Origin of the sequence: Microbacterium sp. LWH3-1.2 (assembly GCF_040675855.1) — a bacterium.
GTDB lineage: Bacteria > Actinomycetota > Actinomycetes > Actinomycetales > Microbacteriaceae > Microbacterium.
In genome coordinates, this window is sequence record NZ_JBEGIK010000001.1 from 2,527,434 (window position 1) to 2,544,526 (window position 17,093).

A 17,093-nucleotide genomic window follows, 5' to 3' on the forward strand; every position below is an offset into this window, starting at 1 on the left:
GATGAAGGCGACCGACATCGAGACGCTCGTCTCGGTCGGGCGTCCCGAGATCGCCGCCGACGGCTCCTTCGCCGTCTTCGCGACCTCGCGCCCGGATCTCGCGGCCAACCGCAACGTGGGCCAGGTGTGGCGCGTCGATCTTCCCGAGGGGACGCCGCGCCGCCTCACGCGCGGCACTGCCGACACCGCGCCGAAACTCTCGCCCGACGGCACAAGGATCGGGTTCGTGCGCGGCGACGCCAAGGGCAAGCCGCAGGTGCATGTGGTCGCGGCCGTCGGGGGCGAGCCGGTGCAGGCGACGGACGCCGTGCTGGGCGTCGAGGACTTCGCCTGGTCGCCCGACGGAACGATCCTCGCGTTCGTCGCCCGCATACCGGAGAAGGGTCGCTACGGCAGCGTGGAAGGGTTGGATGCCGCGGCCGAGGCGCCGCGGCACATCACCGGCGTGCGCTGGCATGCGAACGGCCTCGGCTACATCGGCGACCGCCCGGCGCACGTCTTCGTGATCGCCGCGCCCGAGGTCGACGCGGAGCCGTTCTACGAGCCCGCCGCCGCCGTGCGCCCCGACGACGAGACGCCGCCCAAGAAGACGCTGGTCGCAGCCGAGGCGCGCCAGCTGACGGGGGGAACGGCGTCGCACGGCGGCGTCGTCTTCACCGCCGACGGCCGCGAGATCCTCACCGTTCCCGACGAGATCGAGACGGATCGCCGTGACCTGCGCGACCGCATCATCGCCCTCGCGGTGGACGGTTCGGGGGAGCGCGAGGTGCTCGGCACCGCCGCGGGGATCGCGATCTACGAAGCGCTCGTCGCCCTGGACGGCACGATCGCCCTCCTCGCGCACGAGGTCGGCGACGGCGTGGACTTCATCGCTCCGGGCGTCGGACTCTGGCTCGTGGAGGACGGGGTCGCACGCCGCGTCACCGACGCCGATGCCGTGAACCTCGGCGAGGGCCACCTGCGCGTGGACGGCGACGGCTTCCTCGTGCAGGCTGCCGCTCGCGGGCGCGTCCGATTGGTACGCGTGACGCGCGACGGCGCGGTCAGCGAGCTGCTCGGCGGCGACGTCGAGGTCGGCGGGCACGCGACCGGCGGTGGCCGTGTCGTGGCCGCCGTGTCCCAGCCGGATTCCTTCGGCGAGCTCGTGCTCATCGAAGGCGGTGTGGCACGCACGCTCACCGCGTTCGGAGCTTCGGCCGCAGCATCCGGAACCGTCCTCCCTCGCGAACTGACCGTCGCGGGGCGCGACGGCTACCCCGTGCACGGGTGGGTCGCGACGCCGGAGGGCGATGGGCCGTTCCCCGTCATCCTGCAGATCCACGGCGGGCCCTTCGCCTCGTACGGCGTGCATCTCTTCGACGAGACGCAAGTGCTGGTGGATGCCGGGTACGCCGTCGTCTACTCGAACCCCCGCGGTTCGGCAGGCTACGGGCGGGCGCATGGGCGCAGCATCCGTCAGCAGATGGGCACGGTCGACTTCGCCGACGTCATCGACTTCCTCGAGGGCGCGATCGCCGACGACCGGCGTCTGGACGGCGCCCGAGTCGGCGTGCAGGGCGGCTCGTACGGCGGCTACCTCACGGCGTGGGTCATCGCGCACGACCACCGCTTCGCCGGCGCGATCGTGGAGCGCGGCTTCCTGGAGCCGCTCTCGTTCCAAGGCACGAGCGACATCGGCTCGTTCTTCGGCGACGAGTACGTCGGCATCTCGGTGGAGGACATCGCGCGCCAGAGCCCGATGGCCGTCGTCGGGCAGGTCACGACACCCACCCTCGTGATGCACTCGGAGCTCGACTTCCGGTGCCCGCTGGACCAGGCCACGCGGTACTACTCGGCGCTCAAGCGCCAGGGCACCGAGGCCGAGTTGCTGGTGTTTCCCGGCGAGAACCACGAGCTCACCCGCTCGGGCCAGCCGCGCCATCGCGTCGAGCGCTTCGACGCGGTGCTCGCCTGGTGGAGCCGGCATCTTCCGGTCGGCTGATCCGATCCTCGACATGAGTCGGCCCCGGGAGCGTGCGCTCCCGGGGCCGACTCCGTTTCAGGCGCGGGTCAGATGTCGCCCTTGAAGGTGAAGGCGCGCACGATGTTGATCACGCCGAGCACCACGAGCGAGATGCCGAGGATCCACCAGAGGATCGCGACGCCCCACACCGGTGCGAACAGCACGACGATACCGGCGATGATGCTCAGGATGGCGAAGAAGATCGACCAGCCCTTCGATGCGGCGTCGCCGAGCGTCGACAGGGCCACGATGCCTTCGACGATCCACATGATTCCGATGAGGATGCCGAGGAACAGCGCGAGCCATGCGGTCGTCTGGCCGAGGTTGAACAGCGCCACGACGCCGGCGATGATGAACAGGATGCCGAGCGCGATGTGGCCGACGCGAGCCCAGCCGCCCTTGGTCTTCGAGAAGATCCCGAGACCGGCGTAGACCAGTCCGGCGGCGATCGCGTAGATCGCGATGATCGCCGTGATCACCGCGGCGGTCTTGCCCGGCCAGACCAGGATCAGGATGCCGACGATGATGGCGAGGACGCCGCCGACGCCGAGCGCCGTGCGGATTCCGTTGACGGCCGACTTCTCGGCTTCGGATGCAGTGGACATGAGGGGCCTTTCTGAGAGTTCCCTGTACGTGATGCGGCTAAAGCTTAGACCCCAGATCGAACATGCACGCGAGCGTGAACGTGTGTTGCCCGATGCCCATCGCCCCGGAGGGCCGCGCCGCGCTAGCGTGTGCGTGTCCGTTCCCGCGAGCGTGCGCGTCCCCAGGCGGGATGCAGGAGGAGGTTTCGATGGCCGTCGTGTCGAGAGGGTTCGGGGCGCGTCGCCGTGAGAGCGATCCGCGGCTGCCTCCCGGGCAGTACCTGACGGAGGACTTCCCGGTGCTGTCGGCCGGGCCCACGCCGAGGATCGAGCAGGATGAGTGGCGCTTCGGGATCCGCACCGAAGGCGGCGACGCGGTCTCCTGGACGTGGGACGAATTCATGGCTCTGCCCATCGAGGACGTCCACACCGACATCCACTGCGTGACGCGGTGGTCCAAGCTCGGCACGTCGTGGCGCGGCGTGTCGCTCGATACTCTGCTCGACACGGTCGACACGGACGCCGAATACGCGATGGCGCACTCCTACGGCGGCTACACCACCAACGTGCCGCTCGAGGATCTGCTGGGCGGGAAGGCGTGGGTGGCGTTCGAGTTCGAGGGGGAGCCCCTCGACCCCGAGCACGGTGGCCCGGCTCGGCTGCTGGTTCCGCACTTGTACTTCTGGAAGAGCGCGAAGTGGGTGCGCGGGCTGACGCTCATGGCCGATGACGAGCCCGGGTTCTGGGAGCAGAACGGCTACAACATGCACGGCGACCCGTGGACCGAGGAGCGGTATTGGTGACCGTCGGCGGCTGGCGGCCCGGGAGGGTCGTCGAGGCGATCTCCGCGACGCGGTCCGCACGCATCCTGAGGCTTGAGGTGCCCGGCTGGCCGGGCAATGACGCCGGGCAGCATGTCGACATCCGACTGACGGCGGAGGACGGCTATCAGGCGGTGCGGTCGTACTCGCTCGGCTCGTACGGCGCCTCCGAGACCGTCGAGCTCGCGGTCGACGAGATCCCCGACGGTGAGGTGTCGCCGTACCTCGTGGAGGACGTCCTTCCTGGTGACGAGCTCGAGGTCAAGGGACCGCTCGGCGGCTACTTCGTGTGGCGACCCGGGGGAGAGGCGCCGGTGCAGCTGATCGCCGGAGGGTCCGGCATCGTGCCGATGATGGCGATGGTGCGTGCCGCGACGGATGCCGGTGCCGCGGCCGCCGTCCGCCTGCTCTATTCGGTCCGCACGCCGGAGGACGCGATATATCGCGATGAGCTGGAGTTGCGGGCGGGAGACGGGGGAGTAGGGCTGACCTGGCGCTACACCCGCGCGGCACCGGACGGGTGGCCGGACGTCGTCGGTCGCGTGGACGACGAGCTGCTGCGAACGGCGGTGTGGGCGCCGGATCGGCAGCCCATCGTCTATGTGTGCGGACCGACGGGGTTCGTCGAGCATGTCGCCGACGCGCTCGTCGGGCTGGGGCACGCGTCCGCTCGGATCAGGACCGAACGTTTCGGAGGTGCATGATGCGTGCCGAGAACGCCGCAAGTGTCGTCGACGGCAACGCCGCGGCGGGGATGCTGTGGGACGTGTTCGGCGCGGACGTCACCGTGCTCGTCGGCGTGTGCGGTGGGTGCGGTGACGCTTCGCCGCTCGCCGAGGCCGTTGTCGAGCTCGACGAGACCGCGGCGATCGTCCGGTGCCGCTCCTGCACGCACACGCTGTTCACCGTGCTGCGGGACCGCGAGCGGGTGCGGCTCGTGCTGGGCCTGCTGCGCGAGATCGCGCAACCAGTCACCCCGTGATGAGGGTCAGCCCAGAAGCAGGGTAATGAGGATCAGCACAGGGACGCAGCCGATCGTCGTGAGGAACACGGTGTCGCGCGAGATCGTCTCGCCGACGTCGAAGCGCTGCGAGTAGTTGAAGACGTTCTGCGCCGTGGGAAGTGCGGCGAGCACGGTCACGATGAGTACGTCGTGCGCCGGGAGGTCGAACACGAACTCGGCGACCGCCCAGGCGATCACCGGCATGGCGACGAGCTTCAGGGTCGTCGCCAGGACGATGTCGCGCCGGCGACCCGACGCTCCCAGCACGCGTCGCCCGTGGAGCGAGATGCCGTAGGCGATGAGGAGGATCGGTACGCAGGCGTTCGCGATGAGCATCGCGGGATCCATCACGACGGGCGGCAGTTCGATTCCCAGCACAGAGACGAGTGTGCCCAGTGCCGAGCCGACCACGATGGGGTTGGTCGCCACCCGGGCCACGGTGCGCCAGAGGGATGCGCGGGCGGTGGTGACAGCATCCAGGATCGCCATCGTGATGGGGGTGAACACCAGCAGCTGCATGAGGATCACCGGTGCGGGATACGCTGCGCTACCGAGGAGATACAGCGAGAGCGGGATGCCGATGTTGTTCGAGTTGACCTGACCCGCGCTGAGGGCGCCGATCACGGTCTCGCCCGCGGAGCGCCGCCACAGAAGCCGGGCGATGACCGCGTAGACCAGGATCACGGCCACCGCGGCGATGGCCGACACCGGCAGAAGGGCCGAGAACAGGGTATGGACATCGGCCTGGGCCAGCACGACGAACAGCAGGCAGGGCGAGAGGACGAAGAACGTGAGACGTGCGAGCACCGGCCGTGCGTGCTCGCCGAGCAGGTCGATGCGCCCGAGGATCCAGCCCACGAGGATCGCCACACCCACCACGACGAACCCGGTGAGCGACTCCAGCATGCTCCGAGCCTAGAAAATCGTTCTCTGGGGAGCGAATCGCCTGCCGTCGGGTGGCAGACTGGCACGCTCCGACCCAAGGGAGCAACGGATGCCTGAACCTCGTGACCGCGTGACCCGCAAGGCCGATCTGCTCGCGGCGCTGACGGGTCCTGCGGCCGACGTCTGGGTCGCGACGGCATCCCCGGAGGCCGCGCCGCATCTCGTGCCGCTGTCCCTCGCGTGGATCGCAGACCGCGCCGTCATCGCGCTGGAGGGTCTGTCGGTGACCGCGCGAAATCTCGGCGCGTCCCGCGTCGCACGACTCGCGGCCGGGTCCACGCGGGATGTCGGGATGATCGACGTCGTGCTGGAACGGTCCGTCGGTGTGGACGACGACGCGTCGCTCGGCGAAGCGTACGCGGCGCAGGCGGACTGGGACCCCCGCGGGCTGGCCGGGTACGTGTTCCTGGTGCTGCGACCGACGCGGATACAGGCGTGGCGCGAGTCGAATGAGCTGGCCGGCCGGGTGCTCATGCGCGATGGCGAGTGGGTCGTCTGACTCGCGTCGCTGACGCCCGAACGGATGACGGATGCTGTGAGCCTGGGTGCGCAGCGGAACTACAGCGGTGTAACACGCGCGGGGAAAGTCATCCGGTTGACTCCGCCGCATTGTTGCGAGTGCGCGTGCGTCGTGTGCACGTTCTGTCGCGGCACGCTCACGGGTGCCCCTTCGGGAACCCCGTTCTGATGAGAAGGGCTGGGAAGGGGGTCTTCGGCCCATTCATGAGAGCGCCGATAATGCACATTATGTCAGTTTGAACTTGCACTATGTGCGAATCTCGCAATTAGTGAGAACGGCTTCTCACACTCCCCTGGTGGCGTGTGGAACATGGGTCGCTCCCGGTTCCGGCGGTCCGAGGTGCTCGAGCTGAGTAGTGAGCCGTTGTTTCGCGCGGGAGTAGCGGGTGCGAGCACTCGACTGGTTGAGACCCATCACGCGGGCTGCCTGGGCGATGTTGAACCCATCCCAGTGGATCAGGATGAGCAGCTCACGGGACGCTCGTCGAGCGCGTATATACAGCGTCGCGGACCTCCTGGGCGCGCAGCTCTGTCTCAATGGTGACGTCTGGGGTGTCGACCGTCGCCCGCACGAGAAGCTCATATCTGAGCTTGTCTGCGAGAGCGAACTGAGCGATTCCGCGTCGACGGTAGTTGCGCCGCACATTTCGGGCGACGCCGAAGCACCACATTCGTGCGTCCTCATCAACGGTGGGCACCTTGGCGGCGTGCTCCCAAACCGTGAGCAGTGTCTTGCCGAGAAGGTCGGCGGCGTCTTCGCGGTTGAGGGTGCGGGGCTGCAGGTAGTGCAGCAGGTCTTCGCCGTTGTCGTGGACGACGATCTCGATCCAGTCGCGCAGCTCTGGAGGCGTCGGGTGTCGGCTCATCAGCGCAGCTGCCCCTTACAGTCGGTGGTTCCGCCGGCTGACTGATTGGGCTTCCGCAGCTCCTGGGGAATCTCGGTCCAGATGACGGAGAGCGCACGGTGGAAGGAGAAGTTGTCGCGGAGCTCCTGATTGTCCACTTCCCAGTCGTCGTTGGGGCCTGGGGCGAACGGATCGGCCATCGCTTCGTCATAGATGCGCTGACCGATGCCGTCCCAGTCGTGGTTCTCGACAAACCTGGTCAGTTCCTCGTCGGCTTCGGTTCGGTTCGCGGGGTCGCCGAAATAAATCCCGTATCGACATCTCACCTGGACGCCGGTGTCGGTCGTGTAGTTGATCGGGATGTTCACGACATCCACCTGCGTGCCGTTGACCCACAGGCTGAGCGGAACCACCACCGCGGCACCGGCCAACGCCAGCGCACCGACAACCAGCGTCGGAACGATGGCCCGACGCCGCCGCCAGAACGGCCTCCGGTTGTTGCGGATCTCCCGTTCGGCTTCCGCAGACGTGCTGCGGACGAATTCGCGAACCTTGGGGTCGCTCGGCGTCGCAGGGTCTGCCGCCGCGAGCTCGTCGCTGATATCCATGCCCGCTCCCTTCGCACCGCCCACAAAGTACATGTCCCACGGACGCCAAAGCGTCCCATCAAATCCGCGAAGAGTGCCGGCGCACGAGGCTCGGGCCCGGGCATTAGTGAGAAAACGGGTGACGCGCCTTCCCAGCAAAAGTTGCGTTACCCGTTTGCGAAAGCTGCATCGCCTCTCCCCCGCCCGCATGTGGGTCGCTCAGAGCACGCCGGCAACACGGTGAAGGGGCTTCCGCCGGATGCACTGGCGCCGCGGCGGAAATCGGTTTGAGTCGGCCCGAATCATCGAGCAAACGAGTCCCCTTCCTCTCGACACTGTCTTGACGCGCAGCGACGCAGACGCGGTTGTCGCAGCCGTAAGGGAATTGGAGAGCTCACGCCGACTGGCCGGCCAGGGTGCCGCGCATTCGCGAGATGGTCTGCGTCAGTTCCGGTTCGCCGCAGACGAGCCGAACCAGTGCTGGACGATCGTTTTCGACGACGGTGAGCGACAGGAATACCGCGACGGGATCTACACCTCCCGCGGCCGGCGAACCGATGAGTCACAGCCCGCCGAGTTCTTCCGCCCGATGCCGCAAGCACTCCAGATGCTGTGGCCCACCCGATTGCTCACTGGGCCAATCCGCATGGCAGCTTCTACCCGGTGTTGGTGCAACGTGTCGGCACGCGCTCGATACTCTTCACGTTTGAGCAGGTCGACGACCCCGCAGTCCGGCAGACGCTGGTGATCGACGAGCAGTCCGGCATCGCAAAGCGGCTGGTGGGGTACGACCACGGATTGATCATCACGAGCATCGAACCGCTGAAACAGTGTCATCTAGAAGAGCAGCCGACATTCGAGCCGATCACCCGCCCCTTCCCAACCGACTACTGAGAGGCAACGAGACCGCACGCATCGCGGTCCCTCACGGCGCGCATCGGAACGAATGCGTTCGGTGAGTCGCTGGTGCTATGCGATCCCTTCGGCAACCTTGCCGGAGGTAACCATGTCACTTACGGCCGAATGGAGCGCATCAGTTCGCAGGACGTCGTAGAACGAGAAGCGGGCGTCGAGCCCCGGTCTCAGCAGGAAGTCCAACCCTGTGTTGACGAACAACTCGCTACTGAACTTGCCGTAGGAGCGAGGGTCGTCCGACGTGAACTTCAGGGTGCGGTGGCCTCGCCTTCCGATGACCTGAACACGCGGGTTCCTGTCCGCGAGATTAAAGGAGAAGGTTCTGCGCGGTCCGCAAATGATGGCTCGCGTGTCGGTCAGGACGTAGCGGGTCCGACGTTTCCGGTATGTCTTCACGAGGAAGCGTCCGACAACGAGATACAGCCCGGTGACGGTCACCCCCACAAGAGTCACTACTTGCGGTCCGCGCTGTGCGTCAAGCGAGAGATCGATGCCGACAGCTACCCAGAACACGCTGAACGGAATGAGGAATCCATCCCAGCCGGTGAGTATCCGTTTCGGATCTGGGGAACCGGTCCAGAGGACCTCCTCCCCAGGGGCGAGGGTGGGGTCCGCGGTCACGGTGTCATCGTGACACACTCCGCAGCACCCTCAGACCGCAGTCAGACCGACGTGGCTCGGCGCGCGAAGAGCGGTCCCTCGCTGCGACGGAGCCGCTCGGCCGCTCACACTCTCTCGGAACGGGGAAGGCTAGCCATCACAAGTCGATGACAGTCACCCAAAGCCACGGCCCTGACTGCTTTGCTGGTCACCATGGCTGCTCGGAGATCCGCCGTCGGCACCTTAGGGTGGGGCGTTATCGCAGCGCTCGGCGTCAGCGTGCTGTTCGCGCCGATCCTCACCTATGGATGGTGCGCCGACGGTGTTGAGGACGGGACTTCGACCTGCGGCTCGTCAGAGCATTCCATCGTCGGGATTCCATCGAGTATCTGGATCTGGATGGGATCGATGGTCGCAGTCGTGATCGTGACCGCCGTGCTCGTCAAACGTCGTCAACAGCACGACGCGCGTTGACACAGCCCCGTAGAAGGGTCCTTGGGCATACATGATCTCGGTCTACCGAGGACGACCACGCATAGCGAGACGCGGTACCTCGACGGAGGCAGCTGGACTATATCGTCGATGACGTGGCGACGAGTTGGTGGCGCGATATGCGGAGAAGCAGACGAAGTGGTCGCGCGAGAGCTTTCGTGATGATGGAGCCTTGCGGCCATTGCCGGCACCCATGGGCCGAGTATCTCCTTGCCCTCCCAGAGGCCCGCGATCTCGGCGGCTGCGGCGAATGCGTCTACGAGGTAGATCACGGCGAACGGGAGTCCAGCTTGATCTGCACGCTGACGGTACCGACGGATGTTCTAGACCGAGCTGATGCCGCGGCGGCGACCGCTTGAGGGTCCTTCAGCGCGCCGATGCGCGCTTGGGATCCCCCTGCGTGCAGTGGCGGGGAGGGACCTCCGCCGGGCATACGACTCACCTTGGGCCGCGCTTTCTCGAGGCTCCAGAACCCGGCGCGGCGGATTCGCGTGCCGTTAGTGTGCGCAAGGGGTGCCCTCGTGTGCAATGAACCCATGACATCCCACGGACAGAGCGTGGTGGACGAGCTGAAACGCCTCGTCGCGGAAGGGCACATCTCGGTAGAGGCTCTGCACGTCATCACCGGCGTCCCCGCCGACAGCGTGCGCGCTCTGCTCGGACAGGCTCCTCTCGTGGCGGCGGGACTCAGCCCGAAGTCGGCGGCTCTTGCGGCCAACGAGAACAGGCGACTCTCGATCCTCACCGCTCAACTCACCGACGGAATGCAAATCGGTGACGACGAGCGATTGAAGGGCATCGTAGAGTCCCTGACAATCGAGTGCCACCTCACACTCGAGAACATCGCCGGGCTGACCGGACTCGACGTCCACGACCTCGAGCTCGCGTTGCAAGCCCCGCAGGCGCTCTCTGCAGATAAGAAGTACGCCCTCGCGACCAAGAGTTCATACCTGATCAACGCCATCAATCAGGCTCGTGGGTGACGATCCTGGGGCGGGCGGGGAACGAAAGTGGCGCCGCCGGCGAGCCTGGGGCCTAGGCCAACGCCGAAACGACGATGCCCCCGCACGACTAGGTCGGGCGGGGGCTCGCTTTGGTAATTCAACGGTTGTAGGTGCTCATGATCAACGTCCTTCCGTCGGGGAACTCGACGATAACGAGCGGAACTCGTCAAAGCAAGAAGGTGGCTGAAACCGGATTCAGCGACCGGCAACTTAAGGCGCCGCTGCGCTGCAGTCGGATCCGCTTGCGGGCGGGAGGCGGAAGCCACACCCCATCGCGCATTCGGCGTGAGCCAGGACGGGTTGGCCACTCCAGCCAAATGGCTCAGTCGGAGCCGCCTTCGTCCCCGGCGCTCGATGCGGTCCCTTCTTCGAGCGATCGTCGGTAGCGGCGTCGAAGCGACCCGCGAGTGGCCGGGATGGTCGATTGCCTCGCCGGTCGGCGGCGACCGCGCCAGCGTCGATGACTCGGCAGGGTGATGTCTCCCCACGAGGCCGCCTTGAAGAGCATGTAGCCGACCCACCCCAGCAGGAGGGCTCCCGAGAGCCAGGGCCCTGCGCCGGTCAGCCCTGGGGTGTGGACGATGTTGTTGGACTCGTCGCTGATGATCGCGGTGGGCTGGTAGCTGGCCCGCGTTGTGCCCGTACCGTCGGTCCAACCGTCCAAGTAGACCTCGCGCTTGACGATGTCTCCATCGTCGCTGACCCACGTCCCGACCGGACGACAGTCACCGCGCGGTCGCGGCTCGCAGTCCGTCTGTGTGAACGTGCCCCAGATCCGTGGCTGGGCGAGGTCAAGCACGCTGGCAACAAAGAGCGCCGCGATGATGACCGCCAAGCATCCGCCGAGCACGTAGCCCAGGAGCTGACCGAGCCGACGCCACCACGCGCCCCATCGACGCTGCCGCTCCATGTATAGGTCGTAAGCTGCGTGCGGATCCGGCGCACGCGTTTCAGTCACGGACGCGACTCTAGCCGGAGCTGGCCTCGCACCCCACCGCGTGTGGGAAGCACCGCAAAGCCCGAGTTCGCCCAAGCCGGAAAGGCGGGAGTCGTCTCGAGGACGCCACCGCGGCTGCAAGGCCTCCCTTGGCTCGTGAAGCGGTTCCTTGAACAGCTCCACTTCACACCGGGGAGGCCTTCGCCGTCAGCACCTCAGAGACGCGTCCCCGGAACAACGTCCCTGGACATCACATCTAGGAGGAGGGCCGCCTCGTGGAGATCCCGCGGTTGGCGTCGGCGGATGAGGAGTTCGGCGAGCTTGACGTGTTGCATCGCGGTCGTGCCGTTCAGGCTCGGGTGCTCACCGATTAGCCGGCGGTAGTAGTGCTCAGCCCGGATTGGGTCCTCGCGGGCGTAGGAGTCTCCGAGATGTTCCAGCGCACCGGCACTCTCCAGATGAGCGAACTCGCCTTCGTCGGTCAGGACCCGTTGCCACAGTGCTCGAGCGGCGACTACCTCCCCGGCGTCAGCCAGCGCGAGTCCTTTGATCCGCAGATACTGGGCCCGGTTGCGCGCGCGAGCGCGCGCAAGCCGGGACTCGAAGTCCGTACGAGCCGTCTCCGTCCACAGCGGAGACCGGAACCAATCGTCAGCCACGACAGCGATCCTCGCAGACCATGGCCACCGTGAAGGCCCAGTTGCGGCCGTGCAGTAGCCGGTGGGTCTTCGAGCGACAGGCGCTCCTGTGAGTTTCCATATTTGGTGAAGCCGCCGATGCCGTGGACGCGGCGGTGTTGCCGCCGTGCTCACTACCTATCGCAGTGCCATCCGTACGGAGCGCTCATGAGGCCAGCGGCGTAGATCCAGAGCACGAAGCCCACGAGTAGGCAGATGATGGCTGCCGCTCGCGTCTTCGGACCTCGCAGGGCGAAGGCGGCAGCGACAGCAGCGACGGCCCCCGGTAGGCCCAGCGAGTGGAATACCGTGAACGGAATCGTCCACGGTACTTCCCACCCTGTGATGCAGGGATTCGCGAGAGTGTACGCCGTCGCCGCGCTCTGGCCCCAGGCGACGACAGCGATCGCAGCGAAGGTCGCAGCGAGCAACAGAGCTGGCCACCACGGATGCCCATCCTCATGCGGGCGTCGCTCGGAAGCGGAGCGCGCGTCGCGCATCAGGCACCTCGCGGAGGCGATGCGGGGTCGCGTCGCCGCGGTCGTGCATGGTCGCAACGAGGAGCGTCGTGCGCGATCGGCGGCCCCTACCGTGCATGAGCCGGTGGTTCGGCGCTTTGCAGAGGGTGAGCGTCAGTGCCTCCCGACTTGTCGATCCGCTGCTCAGCGTGGGGACAACGAACTGCGTCTAACGAGACCGCAAGTAGGTATCGATGCGCGTGAGCGTCGCAGTCGTGTCTTTGACGTGCTCTGGACGCACTGACTTTCCGTCGTCGGTAAGAAGACCGGGTTTCGTAGCGCGTTCTCGCTGCGCAGGCTTGGTTCGAATGTCGTCGCCCGGATGACTCTCGATGCAGTACTCGGGGAACTCCGACTTCAGCTCCGACCTGATCTTCAAAGTCTGTGTGTCACCATCCAGAAGAACCGCGACCGTCCTGAAACCCAGCTCTCTGAACAAGGTGAGCACGGTCGCAACGCGGGCCGCGCCACCAGCCCCCCAACCGAATACTGACCCTTCCAAGTTCAGGCCCGTGGACCTGAGAACTGTTGGTAAGTAGATGACGTCCTCTTGCCCCTCCAGGACCAGAAGCCCATCTTCCTGAAAGAAGACCTCATTCCCCCTGGGTCCGAACACGTGCGGGTTGTGAGTGTTCGTGAGGTGGCCTGAGGCGATGGCCTGCAGCGTCTCCCGGCGCGGCTGAGCAATGATCGATCGGCCGTCCTCCTTGTATATGCGGGCCACACGAGCGCCGTTCGCGATACACATCCAGTCGACGAGAGACGGTGAGTGCGTCGCAAACACAATCTGCCTATCCGCGGCGAACCGAGCTAGCAACGCCCCGAGACGCGCAACATACTGCGGGTGGAGTGATAGCTCCGGCTCGTCAATCACGATGAGAGATGAAGGCGTCGAATCGTGGAGCGCATCAAGGATGAACAGCAGACTGATCAGTCCGTCGCCAAGGCCGTCACTGGTATGAGAGCCACCACCAGCTTCCGAGAAGCGAAGGAAATACTGCTGTTGGGCGCCTAGGTCAATCGACCACGTCAGCGAACGCCCCGTCACTTCACGAAGCAACTGGTTGAACGTCGTCAGGCGATCCTCGTTCTCGTGCAGAGCGAAGAGACGGGCCACAAACGCATCACGATTCTGCGAACGCGAGAACTCATTTCCTCCTGTGGAGGCCCAGCCGCGATCAGCCTCGCCATAGCGTGAGAAGTAGGCTGCAAACTGCCGACGAGATGGAAGCACCGTAACCTCTATTGGCACCCGATCAGTCGAAGATCGATCCCCGTCCCATACGACGCGAGCTTCGCTCGTGCCAGCACGCAGCGTTTCAACGCCGATCGAGCGACCATCGAGACGATTCAGGCGGATCTGTACCTCTCGGTCCTCGCCGCCGTGCCGGCGGTCCGCCGCAAAACTGACTGCCGACTGCCTTGTTGCTCGGTAGACCGCATCGAATGCCTCGATGACCGACGACTTTCCCGAGTTGTTGGCGCCCACCAAAATCGTCAGTCCACTGCCCAGTTGCCCATCAGGTACGGCAAGTTCGACGGTCTCCATCGCCCCGAAGCCCCTCAAACCAGCGATATCGAGGGTTCGGTAAAAGACGGCCAAAGGCTCACCTGATCCTTCCGTATTTGTTCGGAGCCGGTCACGCAGCCAAGCCCGAAGCCTCTCCGAAGGGGACGGCGGAATCGTTGGCGCGGCTCGGCCCAACGACCGGTCGATCCAGGCGGCAGCTTGGGCGCCGCGCAGGACCATTGGCCCCCTATATTGGGCTCGTCGCCGCAGGTTCCAGAGCAGCACGAGTGACCGGGACGCGGTGCGGACGTCCCACTGCAGCCATGCGGCGACGCCCTCGTTTGGAGCCACATCAATCTGGCGATCGTGCTCCGAGAATTCGGACGATCGCAAGTTGTCGGATCGTGGTACGAACCTCACACGGAGCGGCTGCATCGGTGGGGATTCCCTGAACCACAGCGGATCTCCCGATTGGGGCCGATCCTCGTCGTCCAGCCACGCCACACCATGTTCTGTAACTCGCGCGCCCGCGAGTCTGACAGGTCGGAGCTCCGCCACGTATGTATGTCCCCTGCGTCGCAGTCGTACACGAATGGTTCCGCTGTACCGACGCGCACCCGTTCCATTCTCGACGGCGTTGAAGACTGAAAGTAGAAGTGCGCAGATCGCAATCAGGGCGACAACTGCGATCGCCACAGTATCCACGACCTCGAGTCTGCCAGAGCACCGGAGCGATGACCGCCGCATCATCACTACGGCCCACGTAAGTCCCCCCGGACCGCCCTCTACGTGCTGCCGATCCCCCCGCGAGCGCCGGCACTATGCGGGACGCGTACCGAGCATCCGGCTGGCAGGTGGGTCGAAGTGGTCCGGTACCGCCGGTCTGAGCGAACTCCTGGCGCCGCGTCTCACCGGGGAGTCACCGACTGTCTGAAGCAGATCCGTCTCCAAGCATGGTTGGTGGAATAGGCGGTCTTAGGGCATAACCATGCGACACTCGCGGCATGACAGTGGAGTACAAGTTTCGCTCGATGACATCCGTAGCCGGCGAGGAGATCATCCTCCCGACCGGAGGGGTTGTCTGCGTCGTCGGAGGCAACAACGTGGGAAAGTCCCAGTTGCTTCGTGAATTAAATGGATTTGCCACGACCACGGCGCGGGAACTGAAGCCCTTGGTGCTGTCGAGCGTCACCGTCCAGCGACCTTCAGGGACTGTTGAGGACGCCGAGGCCTGGCTAGAACTGCACGCCGATGAGCAGACGGTGCCTGGAGAGAGGCGCAAGTTCGCGGCGAGAGTGGGTGGGAATGGCCACCATGCAGATGACTTCCATCAATGGTTCGCTGCCACCGGTCAGGGCGGTGCGTACCTTGGCAACGCCGCCCCCTTCTTTGTAGAGCACGCTCGTGCCGGCGAATTGTCGGCCTACATGGGCGGCGCGATCGACTCAAAGAGCTACAACCCTCGCAACGTTGCTCTGGTAAAACTTCGGATGTCAGGCGAGCTTGAAGCGGCGATCTCTGACGTGACGCGGGAGGCATTCGGCAGCCCGGTGATACTTGACCGCCTGGATGCTCAAACGCGGCTACGGGTGGGCGAAGTCAGTACCCCGGTACCACCTCTGAACCGGCCGACACGCGAGTACGCGAGAGCGTTGTCAGAACTTCCGCTGCTGGATGATCAAGGCGACGGTTTGCGCAGCTTTGTCGGAATCGTCGGGCAGGTGCTGACGCACCCGATGGACGTCTTCTTGGTCGACGAGCCTGAAGCCTTTCTTCACCCAGGCCAGGCCCGTGTGCTCGGACGGTGGCTTGCACGAGTAGCGACAGACAGGAATCTCCAGGTGTTCGTCGCGACGCATGATCGAGACCTTCTCCTGGGCCTTCTATCGGCGGAGGACGGCGCGAGAGTCTCGGTCGTGCGCGTGGCGAGGGAAGGTGACGCGTCGCACTTGACTCAAGTGTCGCCTGATGAGATCGCAGATGTCTTCGCCAAGCCGGTCCTCCGATACTCAAACGTCCTGCAAGGGTTGTTTCATTCGCAGGTAGTGGTATGCGAAGGTGACGCTGATTGCCGCTTCTACGGGGCCGCTCTTGACGCCATGGGGAGCGCCCTAGGCAAACGCTCTCTTGCGGATGACACGCTCTTTGTGCCTTCGGGCGGAAAGGGTCAGGTTTCGCCGCTCGTGCGGGTCCTCTCGACGCTCGGCGTGCGTGCGTGGGCGCTCCCCGACTTCGACGTCATCCGCAACCGCGACGAGCTCAAGTCCATGGTCGAGGGCATTGGCGCCACCTGGACCCAGCAAATGAACGACGATTACGTCACCTTGACGCGAGCGATCAACGACGGCGTCCGTTGGGAGGCAGTCAAGAACTCAGGCTTAGCTGCTGTCCCTCCTGGCGAGCCGTTTGCCGCGGCGGAGCGTCTGTTGGGTGCGCTCCGGGCGGGCGGCGTGCTTGTTGTGCCATCAGGTGAAATGGAAGGGTTCTACCGAGGAACCAAATCGCAGAAAAGCCTGTGGGTGTCAGAAGCCTTGGAGCTGCGTGTCCACGAGAGCAGTGCGGTCACGGACTACCTAGAGCCGGTCCTCGCCGCCGCTGGGGTCGCACGAGAGCCAGATGTGGCCTTGGAGAAGCGGATTCAGGCAGGCACGACTCCTCAACCAAGCGATACCGATGAGGGCGAGGTTCCCCCCGCGAAGAAGTCGATGTGGAAGCGCCGGGAACACTGACCAAGCAGGAGTCGAACTAAGCGCGGCGGCCCCTGGCCCTTTCTGCCGCAGTGGATCACAGTCGCGTACGACCCTAAGGAGCAGGACGAACGGATCGGACGGGTGCTCTCCCGCATCACCGAGGGGCAGCTCAGGCCGGCCTTGGAGTCGAAGCACCCAGGTACCGCAAACTCCCTCGTCCGCGGCGTACTCGCCTCGCCCGCGGCTTCGATGAAGGGACTCAACGTACGCCATGGATGAGTAAGGTGAGCACGTCGTCGCCTAAGTCCCGCACCGTTCGTCGGGCAACAACCTCGTGAAGCGTGGCAGCCCGTTGGAGTCGGGTCGGCGGAGGACGATCCAACATTGCTTTGGCGGTGCGGTACTTCTCCGGCGCTCAATTGCCCGTCCCGTTGCGGACGCCGG

General features: G+C 65.5%; 18 protein-coding genes. 9 read left to right on the forward strand and 9 right to left on the reverse strand.

All coding sequences use genetic code 11. From position 1 onward, the window contains the following. Nucleotide 1 precedes the first annotated feature (1 nt). A complete protein-coding gene (locus tag MRBLWH3_RS11730; protein WP_363432001.1) occupies nt 2-1,981 on the forward strand; it encodes a S9 family peptidase in 1,980 nt (659 codons plus the stop codon). A 68-nt stretch (nt 1,982-2,049) separates the two neighbouring features. On the opposite strand, the gene MRBLWH3_RS11735 is transcribed toward MRBLWH3_RS11730, so the two are convergent. Continuing rightward, nucleotides 2,050-2,607 (reverse strand): HdeD family acid-resistance protein, encoded by a 558-nt coding sequence (locus MRBLWH3_RS11735; RefSeq protein WP_363432003.1) that lies wholly within the window; start codon nt 2,605-2,607, stop codon nt 2,050-2,052. Nucleotides 2,608-2,795: 188 nt separating this feature from the next. Here MRBLWH3_RS11735 and MRBLWH3_RS11740 point away from each other — a divergent pair, with 188 nt between their 5' ends. From MRBLWH3_RS11740 to MRBLWH3_RS11750, 3 genes are read left to right on the forward strand one after another with little or no spacing between them, the layout of a single operon-like run. After that, nucleotides 2,796-3,389, forward strand: coding sequence for a sulfite oxidase-like oxidoreductase (locus MRBLWH3_RS11740; protein ID WP_363432006.1), 594 nt, complete (start codon nt 2,796-2,798; stop codon nt 3,387-3,389). Continuing rightward, on the forward strand, nt 3,386-4,111 hold the full coding sequence (locus MRBLWH3_RS11745; protein WP_363432009.1) for a ferredoxin reductase: 726 nt from the start codon (nt 3,386-3,388) through the stop codon (nt 4,109-4,111). The genes MRBLWH3_RS11740 and MRBLWH3_RS11745 overlap by 4 nt, the downstream gene beginning before the upstream one ends. Then, nucleotides 4,111-4,389, forward strand: a complete 279-nt coding sequence (locus MRBLWH3_RS11750; protein ID WP_363432012.1) for a DUF6510 family protein — start codon at nt 4,111-4,113, stop codon at nt 4,387-4,389. The genes MRBLWH3_RS11745 and MRBLWH3_RS11750 overlap by 1 nt, the downstream gene beginning before the upstream one ends. A gap of 6 nt (nt 4,390-4,395) precedes the next feature. Here MRBLWH3_RS11750 and MRBLWH3_RS11755 read toward each other — a convergent pair whose 3' ends face one another. Further along, complete coding sequence (locus MRBLWH3_RS11755) at nt 4,396-5,316, reverse strand: AEC family transporter (RefSeq protein ID WP_363432015.1); 921 nt, start codon at nt 5,314-5,316, stop codon at nt 4,396-4,398. A gap of 88 nt (nt 5,317-5,404) precedes the next feature. Between MRBLWH3_RS11755 and MRBLWH3_RS11760 the strand changes: the two genes are divergently transcribed. After that, nucleotides 5,405-5,854 (forward strand): pyridoxamine 5'-phosphate oxidase family protein, encoded by a 450-nt coding sequence (locus MRBLWH3_RS11760; RefSeq protein WP_363432018.1) that lies wholly within the window; start codon nt 5,405-5,407, stop codon nt 5,852-5,854. 303 nt (nt 5,855-6,157) lie between these two features. Here MRBLWH3_RS11760 and MRBLWH3_RS11765 read toward each other — a convergent pair whose 3' ends face one another. From MRBLWH3_RS11765 to MRBLWH3_RS11775, 3 genes are read right to left on the reverse strand one after another with little or no spacing between them, the layout of a single operon-like run. Further along, nucleotides 6,158-6,457, reverse strand: coding sequence for a sigma factor-like helix-turn-helix DNA-binding protein (locus tag MRBLWH3_RS11765; protein ID WP_363432020.1), 300 nt, complete (start codon nt 6,455-6,457; stop codon nt 6,158-6,160). Then, complete coding sequence (locus MRBLWH3_RS11770; protein WP_363435643.1) at nt 6,345-6,740, reverse strand: sigma factor; 396 nt, start codon at nt 6,738-6,740, stop codon at nt 6,345-6,347. Before MRBLWH3_RS11770 ends, MRBLWH3_RS11765 begins: the two co-directional genes overlap by 113 nt. Further along, nucleotides 6,740-7,327 carry a hypothetical protein gene (locus MRBLWH3_RS11775; protein ID WP_363432023.1) on the reverse strand — a complete coding sequence of 196 codons (588 nt, stop codon included), beginning with the start codon at nt 7,325-7,327 and terminating at the stop codon, nt 6,740-6,742. Before MRBLWH3_RS11775 ends, MRBLWH3_RS11770 begins: the two co-directional genes overlap by 1 nt. 591 nt (nt 7,328-7,918) lie before the next feature. Between MRBLWH3_RS11775 and MRBLWH3_RS11780 the strand changes: the two genes are divergently transcribed. Next, the gene (locus MRBLWH3_RS11780; protein WP_363432026.1) at nt 7,919-8,200 is read left to right on the forward strand and encodes a hypothetical protein; all 282 of its coding nucleotides are present in this window, start codon (nt 7,919-7,921) and stop codon (nt 8,198-8,200) included. A gap of 75 nt (nt 8,201-8,275) precedes the next feature. On the opposite strand, the gene MRBLWH3_RS11785 is transcribed toward MRBLWH3_RS11780, so the two are convergent. Further along, nucleotides 8,276-8,842, reverse strand: coding sequence for a hypothetical protein (locus tag MRBLWH3_RS11785; RefSeq protein WP_363432028.1), 567 nt, complete (start codon nt 8,840-8,842; stop codon nt 8,276-8,278). A 192-nt stretch (nt 8,843-9,034) separates the two neighbouring features. Between MRBLWH3_RS11785 and MRBLWH3_RS11790 the strand changes: the two genes are divergently transcribed. Continuing rightward, complete coding sequence (locus MRBLWH3_RS11790; protein ID WP_363432031.1) at nt 9,035-9,295, forward strand: hypothetical protein; 261 nt, start codon at nt 9,035-9,037, stop codon at nt 9,293-9,295. A gap of 554 nt (nt 9,296-9,849) precedes the next feature. Next, nucleotides 9,850-10,296, forward strand: a complete 447-nt coding sequence (locus tag MRBLWH3_RS11795; protein WP_363432034.1) for an HTH domain-containing protein — start codon at nt 9,850-9,852, stop codon at nt 10,294-10,296. A 343-nt stretch (nt 10,297-10,639) separates the two neighbouring features. Here the strand turns inward: MRBLWH3_RS11795 and MRBLWH3_RS11800 are convergent, their stop codons facing one another. The 3 genes from MRBLWH3_RS11800 to MRBLWH3_RS11810 form a co-directional block, all read right to left on the reverse strand. After that, nucleotides 10,640-11,275: a hypothetical protein gene (locus MRBLWH3_RS11800; protein ID WP_363432037.1), complete on the reverse strand. Its 636-nt coding sequence runs from the start codon at nt 11,273-11,275 to the stop codon at nt 10,640-10,642. Nucleotides 11,276-11,469: 194 nt separating this feature from the next. Next, on the reverse strand, nt 11,470-11,913 hold the full coding sequence (locus tag MRBLWH3_RS11805; protein ID WP_363432040.1) for a hypothetical protein: 444 nt from the start codon (nt 11,911-11,913) through the stop codon (nt 11,470-11,472). 705 nt (nt 11,914-12,618) lie between these two features. Continuing rightward, entirely contained in the window at nt 12,619-13,998 is a 1,380-nt protein-coding gene (locus tag MRBLWH3_RS11810) for an ATP-dependent nuclease (protein ID WP_363432042.1), read from the reverse strand. Nucleotides 13,999-14,963: 965 nt separating this feature from the next. Here MRBLWH3_RS11810 and MRBLWH3_RS11815 point away from each other — a divergent pair. Further along, on the forward strand, nt 14,964-16,688 hold the full coding sequence (locus MRBLWH3_RS11815) for an ATP-dependent nuclease (RefSeq protein WP_363432045.1): 1,725 nt from the start codon (nt 14,964-14,966) through the stop codon (nt 16,686-16,688). Nucleotides 16,689-17,093 lie beyond the last annotated feature (405 nt).

What these genes read in the sequence shown, in the direction of transcription:
- MRBLWH3_RS11775 (WP_363432023.1), bottom strand. Translation starts at nt 7,327, where the DNA reads ATGGATATCAGCGACGAGCTCGCGGCGGCAGACCCTGCGACGCCGAGC.
- MRBLWH3_RS11750 (WP_363432012.1), top strand. Translation starts at nt 4,111, where the DNA reads ATGCGTGCCGAGAACGCCGCAAGTGTCGTCGACGGCAACGCCGCGGCG.
- MRBLWH3_RS11810 (WP_363432042.1), bottom strand. Translation starts at nt 13,998, where the DNA reads ATGGAGACCGTCGAACTTGCCGTACCTGATGGGCAACTGGGCAGTGGA.
- MRBLWH3_RS11765 (WP_363432020.1), bottom strand. Translation starts at nt 6,457, where the DNA reads ATGAGCTTCTCGTGCGGGCGACGGTCGACACCCCAGACGTCACCATTG.
- MRBLWH3_RS11735 (WP_363432003.1), bottom strand. Translation starts at nt 2,607, where the DNA reads ATGTCCACTGCATCCGAAGCCGAGAAGTCGGCCGTCAACGGAATCCGC.
- MRBLWH3_RS11770 (WP_363435643.1), bottom strand. Translation starts at nt 6,740, where the DNA reads ATGAGCCGACACCCGACGCCTCCAGAGCTGCGCGACTGGATCGAGATC.
- MRBLWH3_RS11755 (WP_363432015.1), bottom strand. Translation starts at nt 5,316, where the DNA reads ATGCTGGAGTCGCTCACCGGGTTCGTCGTGGTGGGTGTGGCGATCCTC.
- MRBLWH3_RS11795 (WP_363432034.1), top strand. Translation starts at nt 9,850, where the DNA reads ATGACATCCCACGGACAGAGCGTGGTGGACGAGCTGAAACGCCTCGTC.
- MRBLWH3_RS11740 (WP_363432006.1), top strand. Translation starts at nt 2,796, where the DNA reads ATGGCCGTCGTGTCGAGAGGGTTCGGGGCGCGTCGCCGTGAGAGCGAT.
- MRBLWH3_RS11815 (WP_363432045.1), top strand. Translation starts at nt 14,964, where the DNA reads ATGACAGTGGAGTACAAGTTTCGCTCGATGACATCCGTAGCCGGCGAG.
- MRBLWH3_RS11790 (WP_363432031.1), top strand. Translation starts at nt 9,035, where the DNA reads ATGGCTGCTCGGAGATCCGCCGTCGGCACCTTAGGGTGGGGCGTTATC.
- MRBLWH3_RS11760 (WP_363432018.1), top strand. Translation starts at nt 5,405, where the DNA reads ATGCCTGAACCTCGTGACCGCGTGACCCGCAAGGCCGATCTGCTCGCG.
- MRBLWH3_RS11730 (WP_363432001.1), top strand. Translation starts at nt 2, where the DNA reads ATGAAGGCGACCGACATCGAGACGCTCGTCTCGGTCGGGCGTCCCGAG.